Source organism: Pseudomonas sp. 3A(2025), assembly GCF_054589175.1.
The window spans coordinates 1-24,275 of sequence record NZ_BAAILM010000004.1; the positions used below are offsets into that span (position 1 = coordinate 1).

At 54.7% G+C, this 24,275-nt stretch carries 18 protein-coding genes and 2 pseudogenes; 6 read left to right on the forward strand and 14 right to left on the reverse strand.

What is annotated here, in order from left to right:
• A partial coding sequence (locus tag ACYP2A_RS00985; protein ID WP_459741926.1) for an RNA-guided endonuclease InsQ/TnpB family protein occupies positions 1 to 518 on the forward strand: 518 nt, incomplete at its 5' end.
• A gap of 76 nt (positions 519 to 594) precedes the next feature.
• On the opposite strand, the gene ACYP2A_RS00990 is transcribed toward ACYP2A_RS00985, so the two are convergent.
• From ACYP2A_RS00990 to ACYP2A_RS01010, 5 genes are all read right to left on the reverse strand, one after another.
• Positions 595 to 885 (reverse strand): nucleotidyltransferase family protein, encoded by a 291-nt coding sequence (locus ACYP2A_RS00990; RefSeq protein ID WP_459741928.1) that lies wholly within the window; start codon positions 883 to 885, stop codon positions 595 to 597.
• A gap of 536 nt (positions 886 to 1,421) precedes the next feature.
• Positions 1,422 to 3,206, reverse strand: coding sequence for a DUF927 domain-containing protein (locus ACYP2A_RS00995; protein WP_459741930.1), 1,785 nt, complete (start codon positions 3,204 to 3,206; stop codon positions 1,422 to 1,424).
• A complete protein-coding gene (locus ACYP2A_RS01000; protein WP_459741932.1) occupies positions 3,193 to 4,071 on the reverse strand; it encodes a toprim domain-containing protein in 879 nt (292 codons plus the stop codon). Before ACYP2A_RS01000 ends, ACYP2A_RS00995 begins: the two co-directional genes overlap by 14 nt.
• Positions 4,068 to 4,484, reverse strand: a complete 417-nt coding sequence (locus ACYP2A_RS01005; RefSeq protein ID WP_459741935.1) for a hypothetical protein — start codon at positions 4,482 to 4,484, stop codon at positions 4,068 to 4,070. Before ACYP2A_RS01005 ends, ACYP2A_RS01000 begins: the two co-directional genes overlap by 4 nt.
• Positions 4,481 to 4,765 carry a hypothetical protein gene (locus ACYP2A_RS01010; RefSeq protein WP_459741937.1) on the reverse strand — a complete coding sequence of 95 codons (285 nt, stop codon included), beginning with the start codon at positions 4,763 to 4,765 and terminating at the stop codon, positions 4,481 to 4,483. Before ACYP2A_RS01010 ends, ACYP2A_RS01005 begins: the two co-directional genes overlap by 4 nt.
• A 612-nt stretch (positions 4,766 to 5,377) precedes the next feature.
• Between ACYP2A_RS01010 and ACYP2A_RS01015 the strand changes: the two are divergent.
• Positions 5,378 to 6,097: pseudogene (locus tag ACYP2A_RS01015) on the forward strand (PAS domain-containing protein); the annotation flags it as partial.
• A 105-nt stretch (positions 6,098 to 6,202) separates the two neighbouring features.
• Positions 6,203 to 6,637 (forward strand): annotated as a pseudogene (locus ACYP2A_RS01020) (methyl-accepting chemotaxis protein); the annotation flags it as partial.
• A gap of 133 nt (positions 6,638 to 6,770) precedes the next feature.
• On the opposite strand, the gene ACYP2A_RS01025 reads toward ACYP2A_RS01020, so the two are convergent.
• A complete protein-coding gene (locus ACYP2A_RS01025; RefSeq protein ID WP_459741939.1) occupies positions 6,771 to 8,174 on the reverse strand; it encodes a sialidase family protein in 1,404 nt (467 codons plus the stop codon).
• A 598-nt stretch (positions 8,175 to 8,772) separates the two neighbouring features.
• On the opposite strand from ACYP2A_RS01025, the gene ACYP2A_RS01030 reads away from it, so the two are divergent.
• From ACYP2A_RS01030 to ACYP2A_RS01040, 3 genes are all read left to right on the forward strand, one after another.
• Complete coding sequence (locus ACYP2A_RS01030) at positions 8,773 to 12,432, forward strand: glycosyltransferase (protein ID WP_459741941.1); 3,660 nt, start codon at positions 8,773 to 8,775, stop codon at positions 12,430 to 12,432.
• Positions 12,433 to 13,054: 622 nt separating this feature from the next.
• A complete protein-coding gene (locus ACYP2A_RS01035; protein ID WP_459741943.1) occupies positions 13,055 to 14,092 on the forward strand; it encodes a hypothetical protein in 1,038 nt (345 codons plus the stop codon).
• A 349-nt stretch (positions 14,093 to 14,441) separates the two neighbouring features.
• Positions 14,442 to 15,527 carry a hypothetical protein gene (locus tag ACYP2A_RS01040; protein WP_459741945.1) on the forward strand — a complete coding sequence of 362 codons (1,086 nt, stop codon included), beginning with the start codon at positions 14,442 to 14,444 and terminating at the stop codon, positions 15,525 to 15,527.
• A 172-nt stretch (positions 15,528 to 15,699) separates the two neighbouring features.
• Here the strand turns inward: ACYP2A_RS01040 and ACYP2A_RS01045 are convergent, their stop codons facing one another.
• From ACYP2A_RS01045 to rfbB, 8 genes are all read right to left on the reverse strand, one after another.
• On the reverse strand, positions 15,700 to 16,908 hold the full coding sequence (locus ACYP2A_RS01045) for an alpha/beta hydrolase (RefSeq protein ID WP_459741946.1): 1,209 nt from the start codon (positions 16,906 to 16,908) through the stop codon (positions 15,700 to 15,702).
• Between the two features lie 214 nt (positions 16,909 to 17,122).
• On the reverse strand, positions 17,123 to 17,797 hold the full coding sequence (locus ACYP2A_RS01050; protein WP_459741948.1) for an HAD family hydrolase: 675 nt from the start codon (positions 17,795 to 17,797) through the stop codon (positions 17,123 to 17,125).
• On the reverse strand, positions 17,794 to 18,489 hold the full coding sequence (locus tag ACYP2A_RS01055) for an acylneuraminate cytidylyltransferase family protein (RefSeq protein ID WP_459741950.1): 696 nt from the start codon (positions 18,487 to 18,489) through the stop codon (positions 17,794 to 17,796). The genes ACYP2A_RS01050 and ACYP2A_RS01055 overlap by 4 nt, the downstream gene beginning before the upstream one ends.
• Positions 18,486 to 20,090: an aldolase catalytic domain-containing protein gene (locus ACYP2A_RS01060; RefSeq protein ID WP_459741952.1), complete on the reverse strand. Its 1,605-nt coding sequence runs from the start codon at positions 20,088 to 20,090 to the stop codon at positions 18,486 to 18,488. The genes ACYP2A_RS01055 and ACYP2A_RS01060 overlap by 4 nt, the downstream gene beginning before the upstream one ends.
• Before the next feature lie 681 nt (positions 20,091 to 20,771).
• Positions 20,772 to 21,320: a dTDP-4-dehydrorhamnose 3,5-epimerase gene (rfbC, locus tag ACYP2A_RS01065; protein ID WP_459741953.1), complete on the reverse strand. Its 549-nt coding sequence runs from the start codon at positions 21,318 to 21,320 to the stop codon at positions 20,772 to 20,774.
• Positions 21,320 to 22,201, reverse strand: a complete 882-nt coding sequence (rfbA, locus tag ACYP2A_RS01070) for a glucose-1-phosphate thymidylyltransferase RfbA (protein WP_459741956.1) — start codon at positions 22,199 to 22,201, stop codon at positions 21,320 to 21,322. The genes rfbC and rfbA overlap by 1 nt, the downstream gene beginning before the upstream one ends.
• A gap of 11 nt (positions 22,202 to 22,212) precedes the next feature.
• Positions 22,213 to 23,118, reverse strand: a complete 906-nt coding sequence (gene rfbD / locus ACYP2A_RS01075) for a dTDP-4-dehydrorhamnose reductase (protein WP_459741958.1) — start codon at positions 23,116 to 23,118, stop codon at positions 22,213 to 22,215.
• Positions 23,115 to 24,215: a dTDP-glucose 4,6-dehydratase gene (rfbB, locus tag ACYP2A_RS01080; RefSeq protein WP_459741959.1), complete on the reverse strand. Its 1,101-nt coding sequence runs from the start codon at positions 24,213 to 24,215 to the stop codon at positions 23,115 to 23,117. The genes rfbD and rfbB overlap by 4 nt, the downstream gene beginning before the upstream one ends.
• Positions 24,216 to 24,275: the final 60 nt, after the last annotated feature.

The following is a 24,275-nucleotide window of genomic DNA, read 5'->3' on the forward strand; positions in this document are numbered from 1 at the left end:
AATACGCCGCCCGGCTCGCGCTGCTACAGCGCCGACTGGCCAAAAAGAAGCTCGGCTCAGCCAATCGCCTGAAAGCGAAACGCAAGGTGGCCAGGCTGCACGCAAAAATTTCAGATGCCCGCCAAGACAACCTTCATCAGGTGTCGCGCAGATTGATCAACGAAAACCAAGTGATCTGCGTCGAGTCTTTGAAAGTCAAAAACATGATCAGGAATCGCAAGTTGTCCAAAGCCATTGCTGACGCCGCCTGGGGTGAGTTCGCCCGGCAGTTGGAGTACAAGGGTGACTGGGCGGGCCGGCAGATCGTGAGGATTGATCAGTGGTACCCGAGCAGCAAAACCTGTTCAGGTTGTGATCACGTATTGGCCCAATTACCACTCTCGACTCGAACCTGGGCATGCCCATCGTGCAACGCCGAGCATGATCGCGACACCAATGCTGCAAAGAATATCAAAGCCGTGGGACTCACGGTGCTAGCCTGTGGAGAGCGTGTAAGACCGATGGCTCAAGTAGCCTGAGGCTGTGCTCTGTGAAGCAGGAATCCTCTTCCTTTGCGCCTGTGGCGCCGATCGAAGATCGAGGTGGGGGAGGACGTCAAACAGGCCTGGCTTCTGCCAGCACTTGGCCCCTGAACTTCGATGGCAAGTCGGTGGGTGTTAACAAATCGACAGGGATGCCAAGCAATGACTCCAGCTCGACTTGCAGACCGCCCAAGTCAAATAGTGTCGTGCCTGGGAGCGCATCAACCAGCAGATCGAGGTCACTGCCCTCGAGGTCCGTCCCTCGAAGCACCGAACCGAAGACGCGTGGATTCGTGACGCGAAAGCGGCTGATCGTTTCACGCACGGCACTGCGCTGTAGGTCAAAAGCGACTGAAGGACGCATAGGGGGCTTTCCTTATAGGAACTCTTTGAAAGGCTAGGGGATCGAGAGGAGTGTTTCAAGGGCCATTGTCGAGAACCACAGACCAAGCCCGAAAGCTCGGAGCAAGGATCTGCTGTTCTTCGGCGGTACCACTGTGCCAACTGAGCTGCACACAGATTCGATGGAAGCATTGCGATTGCTGTGTAAAGGCGCAGCAGATGCACCGGTTTTACTGGCTGTCGCGCCCATATTCAAAAATATATTTGTGTTCCCACCGTTCCCACTCACTGTTTTAAGGTGGGAACGCCGCAAAGCCCCGTACCAGCAGGCTGTTCCCACCGTTCCCACTGTTCCCACCGATTTCAGGTTCCCGTGAAATCATGCTTTGAGCTCAGGGCAATTTTGAGCGCTTGAGCAACCTCTCTAAGCACATGTTCTTGTAATGTAAAAAATGGTGGGAACAGTGGGAACGGTGGGAACAACCAATGTTTACAGGGGTTTAGGCGTTCCCATGCTGTTCCCACCTCGTTTTTGGTGGGAACAGTATTGACGGGACTTCAGCGTTGAACGTTTTCTGATTCGACGACCTCAGGATCGACGACGTAGAGCCCTGTAGAGCCGCCACCCGGCAGTCGATACTTCTTGGTGTGACGCTTACGGTCGCTGTCGCGCTTGGCAATGCCACCAATACCCTCCAGCGCCTTGATAACCCGACTCAGACCATACCCATTCGCCGCCTCGATCAACGCCGGCTTGTTGAACAGGTACAGCCGCTTGCCGTCCAGCAGCTCCCAATAGCCGGCCCGATTGTGCACCTTTGTATCGATCATGTCCTCGTCGATATCCGAGAACCGGCTGCTGCCGTGCTTGTCGATGAAATCCGAAATACCGGCAAGGATCTGTCGGTCTTCGGCATTACCGCCGCCCATGCGTAATTGCCATTCCCTGAACAGCAACAGGCAATCGTCCAGCGCACTGCCCGGCGGCCAAGGCAATAGCGCATAAGTGATCGCCATTTCCCCGGCCAGAGCAATCACGGCAAACCGATCGGCTACACGTCCGGCCTGGGCGTTATCTTCGATAAACCGGGCGCGGAGGGTAGCAAAGGTTTTCAGCAGGGTTGATTGGTCGTCGCTGGCCAGCAACTGCTCAACAAAGGCCGGCCCGATATGCCCGTGGTGAGCCGCGACAGCGACGGTCAGCAGGCGGTGAAAGTCGGCACCCGCCAGTCCGTGCAACTCATCAAAGGCGCGGTGCGTACGGGTGCCGGCGTTGACATCGACCATGCGCAACTCGGCGCCGGCGTGGGCGCTGTTGCCACTGATGGCCGCATGTTCGGACAAGGAACGCTCACCGCTGGACAGGGACAACAGGCGCCAGCTCAGTTTGTCGCGGGCCTCACGGTCGCGAGTCATGGTGCCTTTGCCTTGACCGTTGGCCAGCGCATAAGCCATTTCCTGCACCCGTTTGGGGTCGGCACGCTTGATTTCGTCCAGCGGCAGCATCGTATCGTTGCGGCTCGAGGCTTCGATTTCCAGACCGCCCTTGGTCATGTCCCACGACACGGCAAACACACCCGGATCGCCCCATATCGACGAGCCGATCAACTGCGCCAGCGACTTGCCGCTGGAACTGTCGCCAACCAGATGCACACCGCCACCCAGTACGCCGACCAGACTCAGCAGCGGCCCTGCCAAGGCACAGCCGATGGCCAAAGTCAGTACCGGGTTGCCTGTACAACGGGCGGCAACTTCGGTTTTCCAGCTGTCCAAGGTGCCGCGACGACTGAACAGTAATTGGGTCTTGCCGCTGCTCTGGTAGCGCACCTTGTCGCTGCCAATCGTGCGACCCGGCAACACAAACGCACCTGATTCGTGCCAGCCCGGCCGACTAGTGGTCGCGAAGGTTTCGACAGGCTTCTGGTCCAGCAAATACTCCATGAACGGGCCGCGTTTCTTGATGGCGATGATCGCGCCCATGCCGAATAACTGGCGACGAGCGTCCTCACCACTGCCGCCAAATACCTCCATGGCGATGATCCACTCCTTGTGGCCGTTGTCGGTCAATAGCCGCAACAGACGGCCTTCGCTGCCGTCGTCGGTATTGGTGGTGCGGGCGATGACGGTGACCGGTGTGGAGATCCACTCATCGGTGGTGGGCCGGCTGTCATCTGACTCATCGTCCGTTGGGTTCTTATAGCCATGCCAGTACACGCCGGGCTTGAGACGGCGGCCTTTTTCATTAATGACCCAGTGTTCGTACACCGCCCAGCACGGACGATCGGGCGTAATAGCAGGCGCATCGGGATGCAGGCTGATGAACGTAGATTCAGGCGATGTCATGAGCGCGCCTCCAGATCACAAGGTCGTTGTAATCGGTCAGGTCCAGCGGCGCATTGGCAGGCCAGTCGGGAAAGGTCACCTGTGCACCCGCTGCCACGGCGGCGGCATTGGCAAAAGTGCGGCCGGGGTTGCCATCGGTTTGGCGGTCATCGTCGCCGGCAATGATGAGTGACACGTCGGGATATTGCGCCTTGAGTGCCAGCGCTACCGGCTTGAGATTGCCGGCATTCATCGCAGCCGCAACGGTGTAGCCGCTCTGATGCAATGTGGCAGCCGTCGCCCAGCCTTCGCAGATACACAGGGGTTTATCGGGTGTAACGGTGCCCAGTATCGAGTAGCTGGATTGCACCTTGCCGCCGCGCAGGAAGCGTTTGGAACCGTCCGGTCCAATACGTTGCAGATTGACCAGTTGCCCATTGGCGTACAGCGGAACCAGCAGCTCATCGTTGCGTTGGCGAAGGGTGTACGGATTGATCTGCTTGGCCACCAGATAAGCGTGTTCTGGATTAGCGCCGGGCGCTTTTCGCCACCAGCACAGCGCCAACTCGGCGGCCTGGTACTGACACCGCAGGCGCTCTGTGTCCCGTCGCCGGCGTGCCTGCTCCATGTGCTCACGTACTTGCCGGGCTTCTTGATGATCCTGAGGTTGCCGGCTGCACCATGTGTGGGTACTTCCTGATTTCCAACTGCCAAATGCACCGGCAGCAATCGAATCAATGAACAACACATACCAGCCATTGAGCCGGCCCGGTTTATCGCCCGGCACATGAAAACGATGAATCTCACCATCGCACAATGGGACCCAATCAAGCGGGCCGAAAGCTGATTGCAGGGCTTCGCGAAATAACACTGTGGCGATTTTCATAAGCCTTCCTTGGCGAGCTGCTCGCGGATGTCAGCAGCGGTCTTGTTTCTGGTCTCTATCGCTGAGCCGGACGCGATTATTTGAGTGACTTCATTGTCCGTAAGGCCAAGGTCGCGCAAACCCTCAATCCATTGCTGGTAACGGGCCTTAGCGGTGACTTTGGAATTAGGCCCCTTGGCCCGCAGACACGCATCGCACATGTCATCAGGATGTGGCTTGCTCTCCCACGTACCCGGCCGTCGGTACTCGAACAACCCGCACTCGCAGCGGCACAACCACACCGTGCCTTTGCCCGTGCGACTGGGGCGATACCAAGCGATGGCAATCATCTTGCCGCGCCGCTTGCCGGTGTGATCGGCGACGTTCTCCGGGCGAGGCAAGAGGGTCGGCAGGGAATCAATGGACTGGCTCATGCCTGACCTCCTTCTGCAGCAATCCCCAGCAATACCCGACATACCCGCCCGTTGTTCACCGCATGCCCGTGAATGAAGTTTTCGATTGAAACGACCGTACGCGCTTCGACAAACGCGCCCTCGCTGCGAATCACCAAGCGCCCACACTCGGCATCAGCCGCTGTGAGAAAAGGCCCAAGCAACGGCTTCGCTACCTTGGGATGCACGACAAAAAACAGCTCGATGGCTTTTTTCAGGCAAGCCGAACCCATTGACGCCGAGGCGCCGTTTTGAATATTCATTATTTTTTCCGCCGGCCCTGTGGCCCTGGAAGACAGATCACTGTCGCGGCCACCTCAAAGGCGACCGCGATCCCGTTTAGTCAGGAAATGCGTGAGTTATGTCGAAACGATGTAACCCGGACAGGATTCCAGGGCGCAGGGTCTGGACGGATTGCAGGTATGCATAGGTGTAGCTCCTTCTTGAGAACGAAGCTGCCACGATCCTTCCTACGGGATTGGGTGGCAGCTGTGTGCAGGGTAGGAATACCGGTCAAGAAGGCTACCGGCCAGGCCGAAGCCTGCCCACACACAGCCGCCATAACACAGAAAAGCGGGCACAAAAAAAGCGCCTGCAATCGTTATGGAAGCGCTTGTGCGCCTTCTTGAGAACGGGTTCCTACGCCCGACCCATGGGATTGACCATGGATTGGCGAACCATACCGGGCATCACGACAGCGTGCAACCGGGCATGCCAGCTTGCCTTGGGCAAACCCTATAAAACACAGCCCCTAAAGTAACGTCTTCCCCTGCCGATGCTGGGAGCAAAGCCCCCCTGTCATCGAGCTGATCTGCCCCATGTTCAATAAACGCCTGAAGCAAGAGTTGTCGGAGTTACGCGAGTCGTTGTCATCCATGGAGCAGGTACGCGACAGTCTTGAATCGGAAATGCTGGTCATTTCTCTCGACCCTCAGGGACGCATCGAATGGGTCAACACCAACTTCGAAAAGGAGCTGGGCTACCGCGCCAGTGACCTGCAGGGCCGTGCGCTGGAAGACTTGATGCCGGCCCACGTCAGGCCGCTGGAGTTCGCCACGCGGGTCAGGACGGCGATCAGCCGGGCCGAACACATGAGCGGCGTGATTCGCCTGCTGCGCCAGAACGGCGAAGAAGCCTGGCTGCGCTCGATCCTGCAACCGATCCGCAACACCGCAGGCCAGGTGCGGCATATCTCGATCTACGCCAGCGACCTGACCCGCACCATCGAAGCCTCTCGCGAGCACGAGAATTTGATCGAAGCCTTGCAACGCTCGACGGCGGTCATCGAGTTCGACCTCAACGGCCACGTGCTGGAAGCCAACGATCGTTTCCTGCAAGCGATGGGCTACAACAAGGCCCAGGTCATCGGCAAACATCACCAGATGTTCTGCGAGCCGCAGGAATACAACTCGCAGGCGTACCAGACGTTCTGGGAGAAGCTGCGCCGTGGCGAATTCATTGTCGACCGCTTCAAACGTGTCGACAGCCATGGCCGGGCGGTGTGGCTCGAAGCCTCCTACAACCCGATCACCGACTCGCACAACACCCTCTACAAAGTGGTGAAATTCGCCACCGTGATCACCGACCAGGTCAACAACGAACAGGCCGTTTCGCAGGCTGCCAACATTGCCTACAGCACCTCGCAAAACACCGACGAGAGCGCCCAGCGCGGTGCCAAGGTGGTACAGCAGACGGTCGATGTCATGCGCGAGCTGGCCAGGCACATGCAGCAGGCCGCAGACGGCATTGCCGCGCTGGACAAACAGTCCCAGGTAATCGGCTCGATCATTCAAAGCATCAGCAGCATCGCCGACCAGACCAACCTGCTGGCCCTCAACGCCGCCATTGAAGCGGCGCGTGCAGGCGAACAAGGCAGAGGCTTTGCGGTGGTGGCAGACGAAGTCCGGCAACTGGCCTCACGCACCAGCAAGGCCACCGAAGAGATCATCACGGTGGTACAGAAAAACCAGAAACTGGCCGAGCAGGCCGTCACCGTGATTGACAGTGGCAAGCAACAGGCACAGCAGGGCCTGGATCTGGCCGGTGAAGCGGGTGCGGTGATCATCGAGATCCAGGACGGCGCCAAGCGGGTGGTGGGGGCGGTGGAGCAGTTTGCGAATCGGTTGTCGGGATAAGGGGTAGCAGGCGAGAGGGGTAAAGAATATCGATCTCGCAGCGGGTGGATAAAGTAAACCGTCTTTGCGTACTTTACCCACCTGAATCCGTCATTTACCCCGCCAAATTCCGTACGTCACTCAAGGGCATTCCTTATGGATGAGCTGGATCGCTAACGACGTTGACCAAGGGAGCACGCTTTCCTGAAATGATCTCCTGCTCGTTAAGCGTGGAAATTCTGATCTGTTTCTTGGAAACGCGACCGTAGTCGTAAATAACGAATATTTCCCCGTTATCTCCAAAGGTAACAACAGGGTACGAAGCTTGATCCGAAGCGCCCGGTTCAATAACACGTTTATACGGGAACGTAGCGCCATCATCCTCGGAGAGCGCAACCGTCAGCGTCCGTCGCACAAGATCATTGTTCCAGCACAGTAACAGGCGCCCCGAAGGCGTCCGGCCCAGCCATGCGCGCGACGATGAGCTTGGTGCAACCACTGTGTAATCCTGCCACGGTGTCCACGTCCGCATCATGTCGCTACTGACCGAATACAGCATCGGCGAGGAAGCATCCTTCGACCTGAGCAGGGCCAGGACGCTCCCATCTGATTTTGGTACGAACTCGGTTTCGAAAAACCCGGTGTACTGGCCTTTATTGTTCGGTGGAAGTCGAGAGACATACTTGATCTTCTGATCGTGCCAATCCAGCTCGTACATGTGCGGCCCTACATGATTCATGTAGAGAGGCGGGTATTCAGCAGAGAACCGCCAGATATCCACCGCCAAATACCACTTGTCGTTAACTTTGACGGGGTGGCGTGGAACCCCATGGTAAGACAAGCGAAAGGGTTCACCCCATACAGGAGACGCTGCATTCGGATTGTCGGAGATCACCGCCCATGAGCCGCCCACACCATCGTAACGTTTGTTGTCTCCTACGACGCCATAGAAGAGCCAAAGGCGTCCATCCGGATCGGTCCAGAGCATCGGATCGATGACTTGGTTACCTGGATAGCTGGGTGAATACGTCAAGTAGCCGTACTCTTTGACGCCCTCGCCACCGTTCTTTGAATAGCCCAGGACAACGAAGTTTCCAGGCCCCTCGTCGGCAGTGGCATTGTCTGCACGCCATGCGCTCCAGTATCGGTCAGGCCCCGTCCTGGCAATGGTTGGCGTGGCTTGGTATTTGCGATTGGCCAAGAGGTAAGCAGGATCATCTGTGTTTCGCTCGATACGCGCAGGAGCGTCCACAAAGACCACTGGCGGCCGCTGTTCAGAGATAGAGGCGGTAGCAAGGTTTGGGCGTTGTGCCGTATCGCTCCCCAAGGCAGGCGAGTCATCTTTCGCTAAATACATCAAGGCGCTTTCGGAGGCCGGCAAGGAGCGATCTGTATGACCTGTAGCGCCTTGGAGCACATTCGCGGTGTTGCGAGGCTCCGCATTCAGAACCCAGTGGTTGAGCTGCGTATCGAATCGCGCATGCTCCTTGCCACCCATGATGATAGCTGAAGCAGTTGATACCCCACTTGGCAATGGGGCGGTAAGTGGGGCGTCCATCAATGCTTTTCCTTTCTGTGATCCGATTGGCTTTTCGATACAACTTATCATCAACCATCGACTTGATCCGTACGCGCAACAGGCACTCTGTGACGCTGGCGATGACGCAGAACACGTAGCGATATGGCTATGGCATCAATGCGTCAAACTGGTTCCGCCACTGACTACTGGGTAGGCAACATTGGAGTGCCGGCATGGCGGTATTAACCGTTGCTGCCTTCATCTGAGCCTTGTAGATCCGCCTGAGGTGGTCGACCTCCCTGGGGCCGCGCCGCGCTCTTCCAGCTTGTGATGGAAATCCTGCGCTGCCGACCAACGGACACTGCGCCTGCCGTATCGACAACCGAACGTTTCGAGACAGCCTTGAAAAACAGGGCACAAAGTACCCACAAAAAATATACCCTACGGCCAAAGATGTAAGATAGCCAGGCATCCCGGACTGGCCTTGCAGACGGGTTTCGGTCATGGATCAGGTATTGTACGAACCCCCATCCTGCCGCAGAATGCGGGATTGCTTCTTCAGCTCTATCTACATGATTCCCCTGTTTTCATCACATATTCCGGCTGCTGATTTCGGATCTTCACACGAGCGCTATACATGATCGCCACGCAAACATCACCCAGCCTACCGGCGCAGTTAGACCCTACGTATCAGGCATCTAGTACAGCCTCTGTCACTCCGAAAAAAACCAGCTCTGATATTGAGTTGGACCTGACCTACTATCGAACAAACTATCCTGATCTGGCGCATCTGGATGACGATGCGCTGGAATCTCACTGGCACCAGTTCGGCTTCTATGAGCAGCGTTATGCATCCGCTGCCCATGCACAGGGCGAGAACGAACTGACGAATGAGTTATTGGACAGTCCGGCCTCTTTGACGCCGGAAAAAACCAGCGCACAGGACATTGAATTAGATCTGATCTACTACCGAGCCCGCTACCATGACTTGGCGCATCTGGATGATGAAGCGCTGGAATATCACTGGCACCAGTTCGGCTTCCACGAAAAACGTTACGCCTCTGCCGCCCATGCAGAAAGAGAAGCGGAACGGGCTAATACGCTGCTGGACAGTCATGACACAACATCCGTGGCTTCCAAACGTTCCAACGCAAACAGAGTCGAGCTGAAGTTTTACCTGACGCTATACCCTGACCTGGTACTTGCCAATGTCACAACGCAAGCCATGGCAGATGCGCACTTCAAGAATTATGGTGAGGAGGAAGGCAGAGTGCCTTCGCTCTCAGCGTGGGCCAAAAAAAATAATGTTCCATCGAACCTTATTCCTGCTGGATTCTCACTCTCCGAGGTGATGAAGCGTAATGCCGAGTGCGGGATGGAGGTGGAACCACAGGGCATTCTGGAGACCTTGCTCGGCTGGAATGTGGCGCCTATTGCTTTGGCAGAGACCCCCGAAAAGACTCAGACGGCCTTCTTTAAGCTGGGCAAGTATTACCTTGCCCACGGACAGCGTGTGCAAGGACGCCATTTGCTGGAAGCCGCGTTGAGCTTCGGACCGTTGGCACAGGCCCTGGAATTACTCGGCAATAGCTACCTGGACGAAGGGCACGTCAGTATTGCCTTGCACTATTACAATGCGACTGCCGCATTGTCCAATACGCTGAAGTGGACAGCTATCAACCGAGCGCGCTGCCTTACCAAGCTACACCGTCTCGATGAAGCCTTTGACGTGTTGGTCAGCGGTATTGCCAGTAACCCTAACTTCCGTCAGCAATACGATGAGCTGGAGCGGCTCGCTGAGCAGATGTGGAGCAGCCTTCATGCGGAACTGTTGGCGTGGGTCGATACTGGAAGTCGTGAGCAGTTGATCGAAAAGGCTCGTCTTTTCGCAACCCGACTTCACCAGGCGTACTTGCCTAAATTTGGAAGAAATCCATCGGCCGTCAGCTCGAATGAGGCGGCGCTGCAAAATCCAACACTGCCGCCATTGGGTCACATCAATACTGACCGCATTTTGATTGTGGGCGATTTCCATATAGCCCAGTGTGAACGCTACCGCATCAATCAAAAAATTGAGCAATTGGTTGCTTTCGACAAAGAAGTCACCGCCATCAACTGGACGGAACTTGAAACGCACCAGAACGATTTGGCCATTCACGACGTGGTGATCTTCTATCGGGTGCCGGCGGTGCCCAAGGTCATCAAGGCGATTGCCCAGGTCAATGCCACGGGCAAGCTTAGCCTTTATGAAATCGACGACCTGTTGTTCGTCCCCGAGTACCCACCGGCCATCGAGACCTATGGTGGCTATGTTTCATTGGACGCTTACCGAAATCTGACTCGTGGTATGGCGCTGTTCAACGCCGCTGCCCGACTTTGTCGTCAGGGTATTGCCTCCACTGAGCCGCTGCGTGAGCAGCTGGCTGAACTGGTGCAAGAACAACGCTGCTGGCTACACCGGAATGGTCTGGACCACCTCAACCAATTCCGCGTACAGAACAAATCTCAAAAACAGACCATCGATATTTTCTACGGCAGCGGGACTCAAGCCCACAACAGTGATTTTATCGAGCAGGCCCTGCCTGCCATCGAAAGAGTGCTTGAGGAGGTTCCCCGGGCTCGCCTGGTGGTAGTGGGCTACTTGCGTCTGCCCCAAGCGTTCCTCACTCGATTTGCCAAACAGTACAGCCAGCTGCCTCCTGTAAAAAGCGTGCAGGGCTATTGGTCGCTGCTGGAGCAGGCGGATATCAATATTGCCGTTTTGCACGACGACCTGATCAATGCCTGTAAAAGTGAACTGAAGTGGTTCGAGGCCGCCTGCTTCGGTATCCCTTCGGTGCTTAGCAGTACTGCCAACTACCGGGATGTGGTGCGCGACGGTGAAGATGCATTCCTGGCAACTACCTCTGAGGAGTGGTACTCGTCTCTCCGGCAACTCGCGGGCAGTCAGGAACTTCGTCAACGCATGGGCCAGGCGGCGATGCAGCGTGCCAAAGATGATTACAGCCTGCAGACGCTTGGCGGCAAGCTGATTGAGCAGCTTGAAAGTGCTAGTGCCAGTGCGCAGCCACGCAAGCCCAAGTTGGCATTGGTCAACGTGTTCTTCCCGCCACAATCGATTGGTGGGGCGACTCGTGTTGTCGCGGATAACTTCTCGGCGCTGCGTAAACACCATGCTGATGAGCTCGACGTGTGTGTCTTCACCGCCGATGCCGAGCACCGCAGCGCCCACCAGATGACCGTCTATAACCATCAGGATTGCCGTGTTTATCAAGTGACAACGCTGTGGCGCGAGCACATGGACTGGCACCCAAGGGACCCGGAAATGTATCGCCTGTTCACCGAGTTCCTGGAGGTGGAACGACCGGACGTTATCCACTTCCATTGTATCCAGCGCTTGACTGCCTCAATTGTCGAGGCGGCTAAAGACTTCGGCATTCCCTATATTGTCACCGCTCACGACGCTTGGTGGATTTCCGACTTCCAGTTCCTCGTTGACCATAACGATAAAGTCTACGCTGAAGGCCACCCCGACCCTTACCAGCTCATCGAGCTAGCCCCTAATATGACGCTGGCTGACTCCATTGAGCGTCGTCGGGATTTGAAAGAGCTTTTGAACAGCGCTGAAAAACGTTTAACCGTATCGAATGCATTTGCCAATATCTACCGCGCCAACGGCATCCGTGATATTGAGGTGACTCCGAACGGTATCTCTGAATACCTGCCATGGAGCCCCAAAGATACCAGCCACACAGAGAATGTCGTGTGCGGCCATATCGGTAGCATGTCTGAGCACAAAGGCTATCACCTGCTTAAAGACGCCGTGCTGGAGTCTCAACCGAAAAACCTGGAATTCCTTATCGTGGATCACTCCAAGGAAGAAGGGTACGAGCATCGCTCATTCTGGGGCAAGGTACCGGTCAAATTCATCGGGCGCGTCGATCAGGACAAGATTGTAGACCTGTACCGTCAGATTGATGTGCTGTTTGCGCCCTCCATCTGGCCTGAAAGCTTTGGCCTTGTCACGCGCGAAGCGGTAGCGTGTGGCTGCTGGGTGGTGGCCAGCAGTCTGGGGGGCATCGGCGAGGATATCGTCAACGGCGAAAATGGGTATGTGATCAATCCGACAGAAGACATGCTGATAAAAGCATTGAACTATATCAATCTGTCGCCCGAGAAACATAAGGCTTCTTCCACTACCGCTGTCAAAAGAACGGCCACAGAGCAGACAGAAACATTGAAAGGCTTGTACATGGAGCTGACAAGCGAGGTGATTGAAGCAGGGGCCGAGGTGTAATCTGAGCCTGTTAAAAATCAGCCCGTAATACGTCATTCAACACCTTGGGGTGGCGCCTGAACGCTTTCAGGCGCCAGCCTCTCATGAGGCACCTCGACGCCAACGTCGAACTATTCTCTCTTCGTCAAGCCCGCCGATTCTCGTCACTCTCTTGAAGCCTGGTTGAAACCAGCAAGGCCAGAAATTGTGCATTTTCCTGATCGGGATAGTCACGCATTCTTCGAGGCTGAGTTTGGTATAAGGCATTACCGCCCCTTACCTCAGGCAAGGGGGCTCACTCGGTTTTCGTCGCCGTCCGCAAAAAACCGTCAAACCTGCTTGATAATTAGATGATTGGTGGTATTTTTAAGCGATCTAGCGAGATTTTCTCAGTTCAGGCAGATAAGTGAATTTATATCAAAACAACCCTCGATCTTATCCGCTGAGTTCTTACATCGAACCACCGCGTAAAGCAGGGGATTATCGAAGGGCTGTAGGTGGTTTAATTCAACACGCCATGTCGACCAACTTCAATTATTTTATCCCGATTGAAAGTTCTACGCCTGCACGTGCCCTGCTTACAATAACTCGTCCTGCCATCATCTGCACGACCTTAAAACTCAAGTATAAATAGGTGAATTAGTTGCCATCTACAACATTTGAATACTCTGCTTTTGATGTAAAACTTCATGTCACAGCAGAAAACTCTCCCACGGTCAGTTTCGATGGAGGAACGACGTGGCTGGAGCCGGTCGCCGTCACTCCCGAAAGCCATGTGTTCTCTGTTCCTGATACTTACTCTCTCGTGGCGGATAGCGTACTGATCAGCGAAACTAACGGGCAGACGACGTGTATTGATCCGCCGATGGATTTCGATATAGACCGTTCGCATAATATTCATTATCTGAATGAAAAAGTCTTCAATTTCCGTACCCGAGTGTCTGACAAGACGGTGTTCTACCACTATCTACGCTCCCTCTTGCTCTCGATGGATAGGAGTAGCAAGTTTTTCTGTGGCGTGATTTCCGTCCTCGCTTTCCGTGTGGGTGAAAACCCTGAGGGCCGAGCGGAATTGGGGCGTGAGCTTATTCGTATTCGGAGCGAATTAATCGCTTCCAAACCCGCCGCCCCTCTGGATCCTGTGACGCTGCGCTGGTGGATTTCTTCGGGGACCAATATCATTCCGTTGGCAGAGTTCTACGGGCTTCGCGACAGTGCTTTCGATATTGCGAAAGACCTCTATGACATGCGCGACGAAAGTGCCAAAGCGCATATTGTTTACTGGAACACCGCTTCGGCCATGCTGCTTTATTCCTTTTATCTCTATGGAAAAGGCCGTCATGGAGAAGCGTCGGATGCTTTCCTGAATACGTTTATACTCTGCCGTCGTGGTCTCTCTGATATTTTCAGTTTTCAAAACAAAAGTATCTTGAGTCAATATCCAGACTGCACGGCCCTGGTAGAAATCGGGCGTAATGCCTTCGCCGCTCATGCGGCTCTGAATGAGCGAAAATTTTCACCTGGCACAACGGCGGAGTATCCTGTCGACCTGGCAGGCTATTACATCGATTTCATTGGTGCCGTACGCCGGCATGACAAGGGCCTTCCTCCTCGACTGGGTTACTTCATTCAGCTTAAGGATCGCCTGAACAAAACGAAGAATGATTTTTTCAATAATTGATTCCGACGCTATGTTCACGGCGTGCTACCTGAACTAATGGGCAGGACACGCCGTTGCGACACACATGATCTGGCAATTAAATAGGGCATTGAGTACACTTCCCACCATGAAAAAAGACACCCGAACATTCCGTTCTCCAGAACAGCACAAAAACGGTGCTGCGGCGGTGTGCAGGCGTGATCAGGGCGGTACCTACACAGCCACTCATGAGGCGGTGTGGCGCACCAGGATAAAACATGACGCACACTTGAAGTTGATCAATGTATCTGAAAACATCACCTGTTCAGAAAGAACAAAGGTGTGCGTTATTAACGTTTAGTTATCTAAAAATATTCAGGTCTCTACCCCTATGATTATTGGTCCATCTCATGTTGTTCGCTGGCAAAGGCTTAAATCATTTTTCAATATAGATGACCAGTTCTATGGGCATGGAACACTGCCGATCTGGCATGAAAAAGTTGAGCAACTGGCACAGACCGCACACCCGTTTATTATGGTGGGCGACTTCAGGTTTGGAAATGCTTATCACGTAACCCATAACGTCAAAGACATGTTCTCGATTAAAAAAGAATTTTTTAATCTGGACATAGACAAGGTCTCATTTGATAAATCAATCCAAGGTTTGGAAAAGCTTAATCGCCATGATATAAAACTGGTTTTTTGGTGTTTGTTCATCAGGGAATATAAAAACAGAATTAACAACAAATACACCGTGAATGGTTGTTATAAGCACCCGGTCTGGAATTTGGGCCACCTGGAAAATAAATTCAAGAATGCGATAAAGCTTTCTGTTTTATTTGATCAGGATCTGGATTTCCTGTTTATGGACGCGAGCAATCATCCCACGACGTTTGGATTTTTTTTCTTGAAAAAGCTGTATCAGGGGAAGTCCCCTATGGATGCTTTTCATGACACGCTGGCCTTGAAAAAGTCATTTTTCAAGATATTCAAATATTTTAGAAATGAGAAAGTTGTAGTATCTGGCACCAATAACTCATTCAAGCTTATCAATAACTATGTTGGTTTGGGGATTGTTGAGCCACGCGTGATCGGAGGGGTTGAGTTACGGCACGCTGAAGAGGCCATCTTTGCTTCGCATAAATATTGCGATAACCTATTGTATTTTGCCGGCGAAGAAAACGCGAAGATTCACAGCGATCAATTGTCGCACTTTGATAATTCTCCGTATAAGAAAAAAGTGCTTGTGGTAAAAAATCGGGACAAAACATATTTTTATGAGTCCACCTCCAGGGCCAAGCCGACCTTGAAGTACGTGATGACACATGATGTTGAAGATGAAGAAGTGGCGGGCGATATTTATAATCTGATTGGCTTGTCTCAAGTGTTGTATGTGGCGCTTTCTATTATGTTTAAAGAGGGCGATATGCGCGATAATCCGTATTGTGTCTTAAAAGAGCTTGTGTCAACCGTTTGATAACCCCGTGTGGGCTGACAGGTTTTCCGGAGAGAGAAAACAAGGACGGCTTGACCGTAACGCGCCATACCCCCTATAAAAGGTGGTGTGTGGCGCGTTTACAAAGGATTTTCAATTGGCATCGGCACGCATCATGAGCGACCGGCCGGGCCTACGCATCGCTGGCGAGATATTAAATCGAGAGCACAGCCTTTCGATGACGGATCACATCATCCGCTTTCGCTCCATGAACTCTTTGAAGCTCGGCTGCTGCCAGCTTTGCGCTGCTGAAATTGGATTCATGGATCAGAATGTCCAGGTATTCCCTCATCAGCCCGAAATCATTCGGAAATTTTTCAAGTGCCGAAAGGCACGTGATCCGCGCCAAGTCGATGTCCCCGCCCAGCAAGGAATACTTGATGGCACGCACATAAGCAAGTGTTGGGAGTTTCTCGCCAAAAATTGATATGGCAAAAAACCACCGAGCCGCAGCCTGCTGTGGCGTACCTAGCTTTTCGGCAATCTCGCAAAACGCTTGCAGCGATGAGAAAAGCCTGGTCGACTCGTAGACGTTGAAAGCTCGAGCACTGGCCTTATCGATGCTCTTGTTTCTGAGCTGCCACTTGGATAAGGCCCGTTTTAATCCCTCCCAGTAGGCAGGGACTTTATGCCTGTGACGCCGAAATTCTTGCCGTGTGGCATTGATCTCATTTTTGCCCCCAATAATCAGTCGAATAAGATAGTTGGGGACCATTTCAGCTTTTCTCAGCGCCTCGCTCACACCATGCCCACAGAACGGCATGCGCAATCTATATACCGTCTTCAGATGCCCCTCATACGCAAGGTAGTGGTTGTAGTCGTTTAGAAGGTGCTGGTCATACGTGATAACAAATTCAGTGTCCGGACTTGCATTCTTTTCGATATCGTCGCGGATAAAGTTTATGTCTACCGCATAGTCCTCGTAGCCGGAATCGAAGGTTATTCTCGCTGGATCGACTGAAAATTGTGGGCAGATTGCCAAGACTGTAGAAGGACGAAGCAGCGCTGATGTGTGAATCGCACCATATGCCCCCATGGACTGACCATAGGCTACGACTTCCGAATACCGATCAGCGATAAGGCGCACCTCCGCGATCATTGCATCGATATCGTCATACTGGTACCAATGATTTCCACGAGGAATCACCTGGATGGCATCCAGCCCGGCGGCTCGAATGGTTTCACGGCTCTGGCCTTTACGCGGTAAGTCCATATAATGCGTAAGTTGCAAAGGGTAAAACGCAACAACCAACTGCCTGGATTGAGCATCCGAGGCGCGGCAGTAGAGTACGACGAGATTTTCCGATTCATAAATGATCTTGTCGGACTCGGGGAAATCCAGGGGGATTGAGGTATTTCGCATGTTGGTCGCTCTCCAGGAGTCCTGAAGTATACAAGCCCCCCACCCGTTAATGTATCGTCAGGAGAGTCGACAGAAGTTTCTGACTTTAGCGTCTGGTCGCCTCATGAAAGGCTGGCTTCTGGAGGGACTCGGCGCACAGCAAAGGTTGACAGCCGATTGATAGGATCTTGATCGGCCGTCTATGTTGCAAGCGGTAGGCAGTTTGAATGCAGGACTACTTCAGCCTGTCCGCCAACGATGAAACGTTCAATGAAAAATCGATTTCATTCTGTTGGCACCAGTGTTCCCATTCTTTCACTTCCGACCAGGCATTGAGAAATACAAAGTCCAGACCGGCGGCTGTCGAGGCTTGATGATCGTATTTGCTATCACCAATAAACAGAGCGGGCGACACAATGTTCCCATTGCTTTTCTCGCGCGCCAGTATTTCGTCTTTGGTGTCCGGGCTGCCAAAAATACCGCCATCAAATAGCGATGCCAATTGACGCTCTGCAAACAAGCTACGCAACTCGGCCTGGTCGCCGCCAGAAACGATCAGCCAGCGGGCCCCTGGTGTTTTCTCGCGTAGCTGGTGTAAACCAGAGGCCACCTCACACTTAAGCAGCCCCTCCTGTACACAGGCTGCGTAGCGGGCCAGCAGATGATCAAGCGTCACATCCTCCAGAGGCGCCGGCACCATGTGCTCAAGGAAGTAGCTGAATTTCTTGTACCGAGAAACGCCACCATTGGCGACGTGATAGTCGGCCAAGGCCTGGGCCGCCTTCTCACCGTAAGGCAGTGCCGCCTGAAAAAAGGCCTGGGTTTTGACCTCGTTGGAGTTCAACAAGACGCCATCGCAATCGAAGACCATCGTTGCATAACGATCAATGCTTAACAGGGGCTGGGTCATAGTTTAACCAGCCCTTTTTCCAGCAGGCATTCAGCGATGATAAAGTCATCGGGCCAGTCAACGTCATGGCTTATCAAGTTGTCCAGCGCAAAAAGATAAGGCTGATTACCGATTCGATCATCCAGTTCTTTATAGACCGTTGAAGGCGCGAGAAACACGCCACTGTTCACTTCGTGGACAGGCTTCAATGTCTGGGTTCGCGGCCATTTTTCCACATTCCGGTCATAATTCATCGCCTTTCCGTCCTGCCAGAGAAAGCTATGGATTACGGTGGTGGTCATCAGCGAATCATGGCCCTCTTTAAGCTTTTCCTTGTAGGTCTTCACGATGTCGTTGTAGTGCGTTGCCGTGACAAATGGCGAAGTGACGTGTGTCCAGAGAATATGCCCCTCCGGGATCAGGTCAAGCGCGTGCGCAACCAGTTTGTCCGTGCTGGTTTCACTGCTGGACAATTCGGCACTTCGCTTGTGCAACTGAATTTTCTCACTGCCCAGAGAGTGAGCGTATTCCAGAATCACATCGTCGTCGGTGCTTAATACAATCCTGTCAATCTGTTCAGCATCAAGCAACTGCTTCAGCTTTATCTCAACCAGCCCGAACTCAATACCTGAGAAGGGCTTGATATTCTTGTTGGGAATACGCTGACTGCCTTTGCGGCAAGGCAGAAAGCAGGTGATTTTATCTATGCTCATTCTAAAGGCCCATAAACACTTTGGGAGTTGATGTCGTAGCGCGTGGAGGTGATGCACAGCAGCGGCGTCGCATTCGGCGTCTCTTGATAATGCTTGAGCAGCTTGTTGGTTTCGTAGTTCCGTGGGTCTTCACCAGGGTACCCGTCAAACCCCGCCATCAATATGCGTTTTGCCTTGCCACTGGTGGCCACCGCCAGCGCATATGCCACGACCAGGGAGGTCGGTATGGTGCAATGCGTGCGCTCGAATGCAAACTCATCGAGCTGAACGTTCAGGCCAAAATCCAGCACTGTCTTATTGGAAAGTGCATCCTGCACGTCCAGAGGCAGCATGGAATAAGGCGTGATCAATGGCTGAGGCAGGTTGATGTGCGCTTCACAGTCAGCCAGCAGACGAACGGGGTGACATGCCACGCGTACATCGATCATTTCAGCAGCAATTGCGCTTTGGGTATTCAGCGCCATCACCAAAGGCTTGTGCTGACGAATAAACTCTTCAAGCGCTTCCCGGTGCTTGGCGACGCCGGGACCTGTGCCAAGTAGCAGTACATCGCGCTCGGCAAACAGTGTATCGGGCGCCCACAGCCCATTAGGGTTGCCACTGAAGAAGAGGCGTGCGGCTTCCAGGGTATTGGGGCTGTAGCTTTTTCCTCCCTCGTTACGGAGGTATTCGATCACCGCGAATATATCCTCTTCGCCATAACGGGAGTCACTGAGCATTTCCTGAATATAGGTGGGGTGAATGCCATATTTACCCGCCTGGTAGTAGTACGGGTTAGTGCCCCAGCCGTATTTGGTTTGCATGGGCTTGAAATGCTCACGCAGCAGGGTCATCAAAGGAATCAGGTTGTTGGGCTTACCGCGTCGCGAAGCGATCTCGATGGCCAGCTCTTCAGTGCGAGCGTTACCAGGGCCGCGTCCCATGCCGGTAACAGTGGAGTCTACCCAAGTCACGCCTTCATCCAGGGCGCGCAATGTATTGGACAGCGCCAGGCCCAGGTTATCGTGGGTGTGAATGCCCAGTGCGCCTTTCCATTCGCTGCGTAACCATCCAATGATCTGTGCCGCCTGGGCCGGCGGCATGCTGCCCAGGCTGTCGGCGAAGTACAGAACGTCCAGCGGGTACTCGGTGGCGAGTTTAGCCAGGGCCTTGATTTCCTCTTCCGTGCGGTTCGCTACCTGCATCAGGTTGAAGCCGACCTGATAGCCACGCTTTTTCAACCAGGTGGCGGCTGGCAAGGCTTTGGCAAACTCATGGACATGGCAGGCGACCCGAACCAGATCAACCGGTGATTCGCTTGCAGGGGACGGGAACAGACGCTCCAGCGCTTGCTCGCACGGAAGGCTTCCTACCAGTTCACTGCCATTGACCATGACAGCGATGGTCAATGATGGCGGCAGCTCCAGTGTTTTGAGAAATGCATCGGTGGTGTAAGCGCAGGCTCCATTGAAGGTGCTGTTTTTCAGTGAGCGAAGCCCCAACTCTACAATATCGATGCCGGCAGCCTGCATCGACACCAGGTATTGTTTTATCAGGGACTCAGAGAAATCCCATGCATTGTAGTAGCCGCCATCTCTGAGAGTGCAGTCAAGATGCTTCATATCAACCTGTCTTTTGGGAGGGAAGGGAAGCGAGGTCTCGCTTCATCAAGGCACAAATAATTGAAGAATGTGATGCAGCAGGACTCGCCCGTCATCCGCGGCGATCCGAAAAAAAACGGCAAATAAGGGGGTTGCAGATAAAGCGCACCCGGCGCCATTCCACATTGACTGGCAGCACGGTGACTTAACCAGCCCATGACCAGTTCGCGAGTACTTTCCACGGTTGAGCGTTTAGACCAGCGGAGGGGGAGATCGGTGCCACAGCGAAATACGCAATTTTGCTGCGATGTCGGCAGATGTTAGGGGCTACGCGACGTTGAGTAACCAATGAACAGACACGGACGTGTCTTAATACCGCCAGAAGGGACTGAGGGTTCGACCTCGCAGCCGCCTCGGTTCCAAATGCCCGATTGAAGTCATCACAAAGGTGATGGGCATGCATCATGCTGCTCCTACTTCAATTCAGTAACCCGTTGCATTCAGTACTTGCAACTGCCACCAGTAATCTTCTTGATCTCACGGGAATATAGCCCTTGATCTGCACTCGCGTCTAGGAAAAATCCTGACATGGGCAGACATGGAACGGTTCGGCACGCGGTGACATTCCAACTAAAGCGAGCGGCTTATCGAATCAGAAACGGAGCGTCACCTTAAAGGGCACGCTCCGCCTTTTTCGACTGATCAGTCGAACAGATCGGCATCCTTCAACGCCACACCCAACTGGTCTTTACCCGACAACTGCGGTGCACAATCGAGCGGCCATTCGATCCCGATCTCAGGGTCGTTCCAGGCAATGCAGCGCTCGCTCTGCGTCGAATAGAAGTCCGTGGTCTTGTACAAGAACTCGGCGGTGTCGCTCAGGGTAATGAACCCATGGGCAAAGCCTGGCGGAATCCACAACTGGTTGTTGTTCTGCGCCGAGAGCACGGCGCCGACCCATTTACCAAAGGTCGGTGAAGAACGACGGATATCCACGGCCACATCGAACACTTCGCCTTGCACCACACGCACCAGCTTGCCTTGTGCATGCGGGTCCAGTTGATAGTGCAGGCCGCGCAGTACACCTTTTACCGAACGCGAGTGGTTGTCTTGGACAAACTCAGGCTCAAGACCGGTGGCGTTTTTAAACACACGTGCATTGAAGCTTTCGTAGAAAAAGCCACGCTCATCACCGAATACCTTAGGGGTAAACAGCACGACTTCAGGTATGGCTAAAGGAGTTGCTTGCATCAAAACACCTTTTCTTTGAGCAGGTTCTTCAGGTACTGGCCATAGCCGTTCTTGAGCAGTGGCTGAGCAAGGCGTTCCACTTGTTCGGCATCGATCCAGCCGGCACGGAAGCAGATTTCTTCAGGGCAGGCGATCTTCAGACCCTGACGACGCTCCATCGTGGCGATGTACTGACCGGCATCGAGCAGGCTGTCGTGGGTACCGGTGTCGAGCCAGGCATAACCGCGGCCCATGATCTCGACGTTCAACTGTTGCTGCTCGAGGTACAGGATGTTCAGGTCAGTGATTTCCAGCTCGCCACGTGGCGATGGCTTCAGATCACGGGCCAGACCGACAACCTGGTTATCGTAGAAATACAGGCCGGTCACGGCATAGCTGGATTTCGGCACCTTGGGCTTTTCTTCCAGCGACAGTACGCGACCGCTGTTATCGAACTCAGCGACGCCATAACGCTCTGGATCATTGACGTGATAGGCGAATACCGACGCTCCGGACTCGCGCTTGTCGGCATTGAGCAGCAGCGACTGGAAGTCATGGCCGTAGAAGATGTTGTCGCCCAGTACCAGTGCCGACGGGTCGTTACCGATGAAGTCGGCGCCGATAGTGAAGGCTTGTGCCAGACCGTCCGGAGTAGGTTGCACAGCGTAGGACAGGTTCAGGCCCCACTGGCTGCCATCGCCCAGCAATTGCTCGAAACGCGGCGTGTCTTGCGGCGTGGAGATGATCAGGATGTCGCGGATACCGGCCAGCAGCAGGGTGCTGAGCGGGTAGTAGATCATCGGCTTGTCGTACACCGGCAGCAACTGCTTGGAGACGGCCAGGGTGGCCGGGTGCAGGCGAGTACCGGAGCCGCCAGCCAGAATGATTCCTTTACGAGCCATTGAGAGAGTCCTTATTGCTGGGTTTCGTCCAGCATGCGTTGCACACCTTGTTGCCAAAGCGGCATCTTCAGTTGAAAAGCGGTTTCGAGTTTACCTAATGCCAGCCGCGAATTGCGCGGGCGCGGGGCCGGTACCGGGTATTGTTCCGTTGTAATTGCGCCGACTTGACCGGGCGCCACTTTCAACACGGCGCCATTGTGCTCGGCATGCTCCAGCACAAAACGGGCAAAGCCGTGCCAGGACGTCTCACCTGCCGCAGCGAGATGATAGACACCGGCCAGCGCTTGCGCGTTCTGGGCTGCGAAAATCTGCCGCAGAATGTGGGCGGTGACATCGGCAATCAGCTCGGCACCGGTGGGTGCGCCGAACTGGTCGGCCACAACATTGAGCGTGTCGCGCTCCTTGGCCAGGCGCAGCATGGTCTTGGCGAAGTTATGACCACGGGCGGCATACACCCAACTGGTGCGCAGCACGATGGCTTTGGCGCCGCTGGCTTGAATCGCCTGCTCGCCGGCCAGCTTGCTGCGGCCGTAGGATGACAACGGCCCGGTCGGCGCGTCGACTTCCCAACGCTGCTCGCCACTGCCATCGAACACGTAGTCGGTGGAGTAATGCACCAGCCAGGCGCCCAGGGCTGCGGCCTCGCGGGCCAGCACGCCAGGGGCCTGGCCGTTGATCACGTCGGCCAGCTCGGTTTCGGTCTCGGCCTTGTCGACGGCGGTGTAGGCCGCCGCGTTGATGATTACATCCGGGGCCAGCGTGCGAACGGTCGCCGCCAGGCCTTCCAGATTCGCCAGATCACCACACAGGCCATCGGCACCCTGACGGTCCAGCGCAACCACTTCGCCCAGCGGGGCGAGGGCGCGCTGCAGCTCCCAGCCCACCTGACCATTTTTGCCGAGCAAGAGGATTTTCACGCCGGCGTTACCTCGTATTGCTTCTGGACCCAGTCGCGATAGCTACCGTCCATGACGCCAGTGACCCACTCCTGATTGGCCAGATACCACTCCACGGTCTTGCGAATACCGGTATCGAAGGTTTCAGCAGGCTTCCAGCCCAGCTCGCGCTCGATCTTGCGGGCATCGATGGCATAGCGGCGGTCGTGGCCGGGGCGATCGGTGACGTAGGTGATCAGCTCGGCATAGCCTTGCACCGGCGCACCGGTTTTCTGGTTGATCACGTTACGGGCAGCGGCCGGGGCCAGCTCATCGAGCAGTGCACACAGCGTCTGCACGATCTCGATGTTGGCTTTCTCGTTCCAGCCGCCGATGTTGTAGGTCTCGCCCAAAGTGCCGGCTTCCAGTACACGACGGATGCCCGAGCAGTGGTCTTCGACATACAGCCAGTCGCGGATCTGCTGGCCATCGCCATACACCGGCAGTGCCTTGCCGGCCAATGCATTGACGATCATCAACGGGATCAACTTCTCAGGGAAGTGGAACGGCCCGTAGTTGTTCGAGCAGTTGGTGGTCAGTACCGGCATGCCGTAGGTGTGGTGGTAAGAACGTACCAAGTGGTCGCTGGCCGCCTTGCTTGCCGAATACGGGCTGTTTGGCGCGTACGGCGTGGTTTCGGTAAACGCAGGATCGGTTGCGCTCAGGGTGCCGTACACCTCGTCGGTGGACACATGCAGGAAACGGAACGCCGCTTTCTCTTCGCCTTGCAGACCGTTCCAGTGCGCGCGAGCGGCTTCCAGCAGGCGGAAAGTGCCCATGACGTTGGTTTCAACGAAGGCTTCGGGGCCGGTGATGGAGCGGTCGACATGGGACTCGGCGGCGAAGTGCACGACAGCGCGTGGCTTGTGCTCGGCGAACAGCTTGGTCAGCAGATCGGCGTCACCGATGTTGCCCTGCACGAAATGGTGCTGCTCGTTGCCTTCCAGCGATTGCAGGTTGGCCAGGTTGCCGGCGTAGGTCAGGGCATCGAGGTTGATGACCGGCTCACCGTTGCGAGCGCACCATTGGAGAACGAAGTTTGAGCCGATGAAGCCGGCTCCGCCTGTGACTAGGATCATGGGAAGTCTCTGAATTGCGATACAGAAAGAATTTTCATACAGCGCCTCAAGGCGCGTAGG

What these genes read in the sequence shown, in the direction of transcription:
- ACYP2A_RS00990 (WP_459741928.1), bottom strand. Translation starts at nt 885, where the DNA reads ATGCGTCCTTCAGTCGCTTTTGACCTACAGCGCAGTGCCGTGCGTGAA.
- ACYP2A_RS00995 (WP_459741930.1), bottom strand. Translation starts at nt 3,206, where the DNA reads ATGACATCGCCTGAATCTACGTTCATCAGCCTGCATCCCGATGCGCCT.
- ACYP2A_RS01000 (WP_459741932.1), bottom strand. Translation starts at nt 4,071, where the DNA reads ATGAAAATCGCCACAGTGTTATTTCGCGAAGCCCTGCAATCAGCTTTC.
- ACYP2A_RS01005 (WP_459741935.1), bottom strand. Translation starts at nt 4,484, where the DNA reads ATGAGCCAGTCCATTGATTCCCTGCCGACCCTCTTGCCTCGCCCGGAG.
- ACYP2A_RS01010 (WP_459741937.1), bottom strand. Translation starts at nt 4,765, where the DNA reads ATGAATATTCAAAACGGCGCCTCGGCGTCAATGGGTTCGGCTTGCCTG.
- ACYP2A_RS01025 (WP_459741939.1), bottom strand. Translation starts at nt 8,174, where the DNA reads ATGGACGCCCCACTTACCGCCCCATTGCCAAGTGGGGTATCAACTGCT.
- ACYP2A_RS01030 (WP_459741941.1), top strand. Translation starts at nt 8,773, where the DNA reads ATGATCGCCACGCAAACATCACCCAGCCTACCGGCGCAGTTAGACCCT.
- ACYP2A_RS01040 (WP_459741945.1), top strand. Translation starts at nt 14,442, where the DNA reads ATGATTATTGGTCCATCTCATGTTGTTCGCTGGCAAAGGCTTAAATCA.
- ACYP2A_RS01045 (WP_459741946.1), bottom strand. Translation starts at nt 16,908, where the DNA reads ATGCGAAATACCTCAATCCCCCTGGATTTCCCCGAGTCCGACAAGATC.
- ACYP2A_RS01050 (WP_459741948.1), bottom strand. Translation starts at nt 17,797, where the DNA reads ATGACCCAGCCCCTGTTAAGCATTGATCGTTATGCAACGATGGTCTTC.
- ACYP2A_RS01055 (WP_459741950.1), bottom strand. Translation starts at nt 18,489, where the DNA reads ATGAGCATAGATAAAATCACCTGCTTTCTGCCTTGCCGCAAAGGCAGT.
- ACYP2A_RS01060 (WP_459741952.1), bottom strand. Translation starts at nt 20,090, where the DNA reads ATGAAGCATCTTGACTGCACTCTCAGAGATGGCGGCTACTACAATGCA.
- rfbC (WP_459741953.1), bottom strand. Translation starts at nt 21,320, where the DNA reads ATGCAAGCAACTCCTTTAGCCATACCTGAAGTCGTGCTGTTTACCCCT.
- rfbA (WP_459741956.1), bottom strand. Translation starts at nt 22,201, where the DNA reads ATGGCTCGTAAAGGAATCATTCTGGCTGGCGGCTCCGGTACTCGCCTG.
- rfbB (WP_459741959.1), bottom strand. Translation starts at nt 24,215, where the DNA reads ATGATCCTAGTCACAGGCGGAGCCGGCTTCATCGGCTCAAACTTCGTT.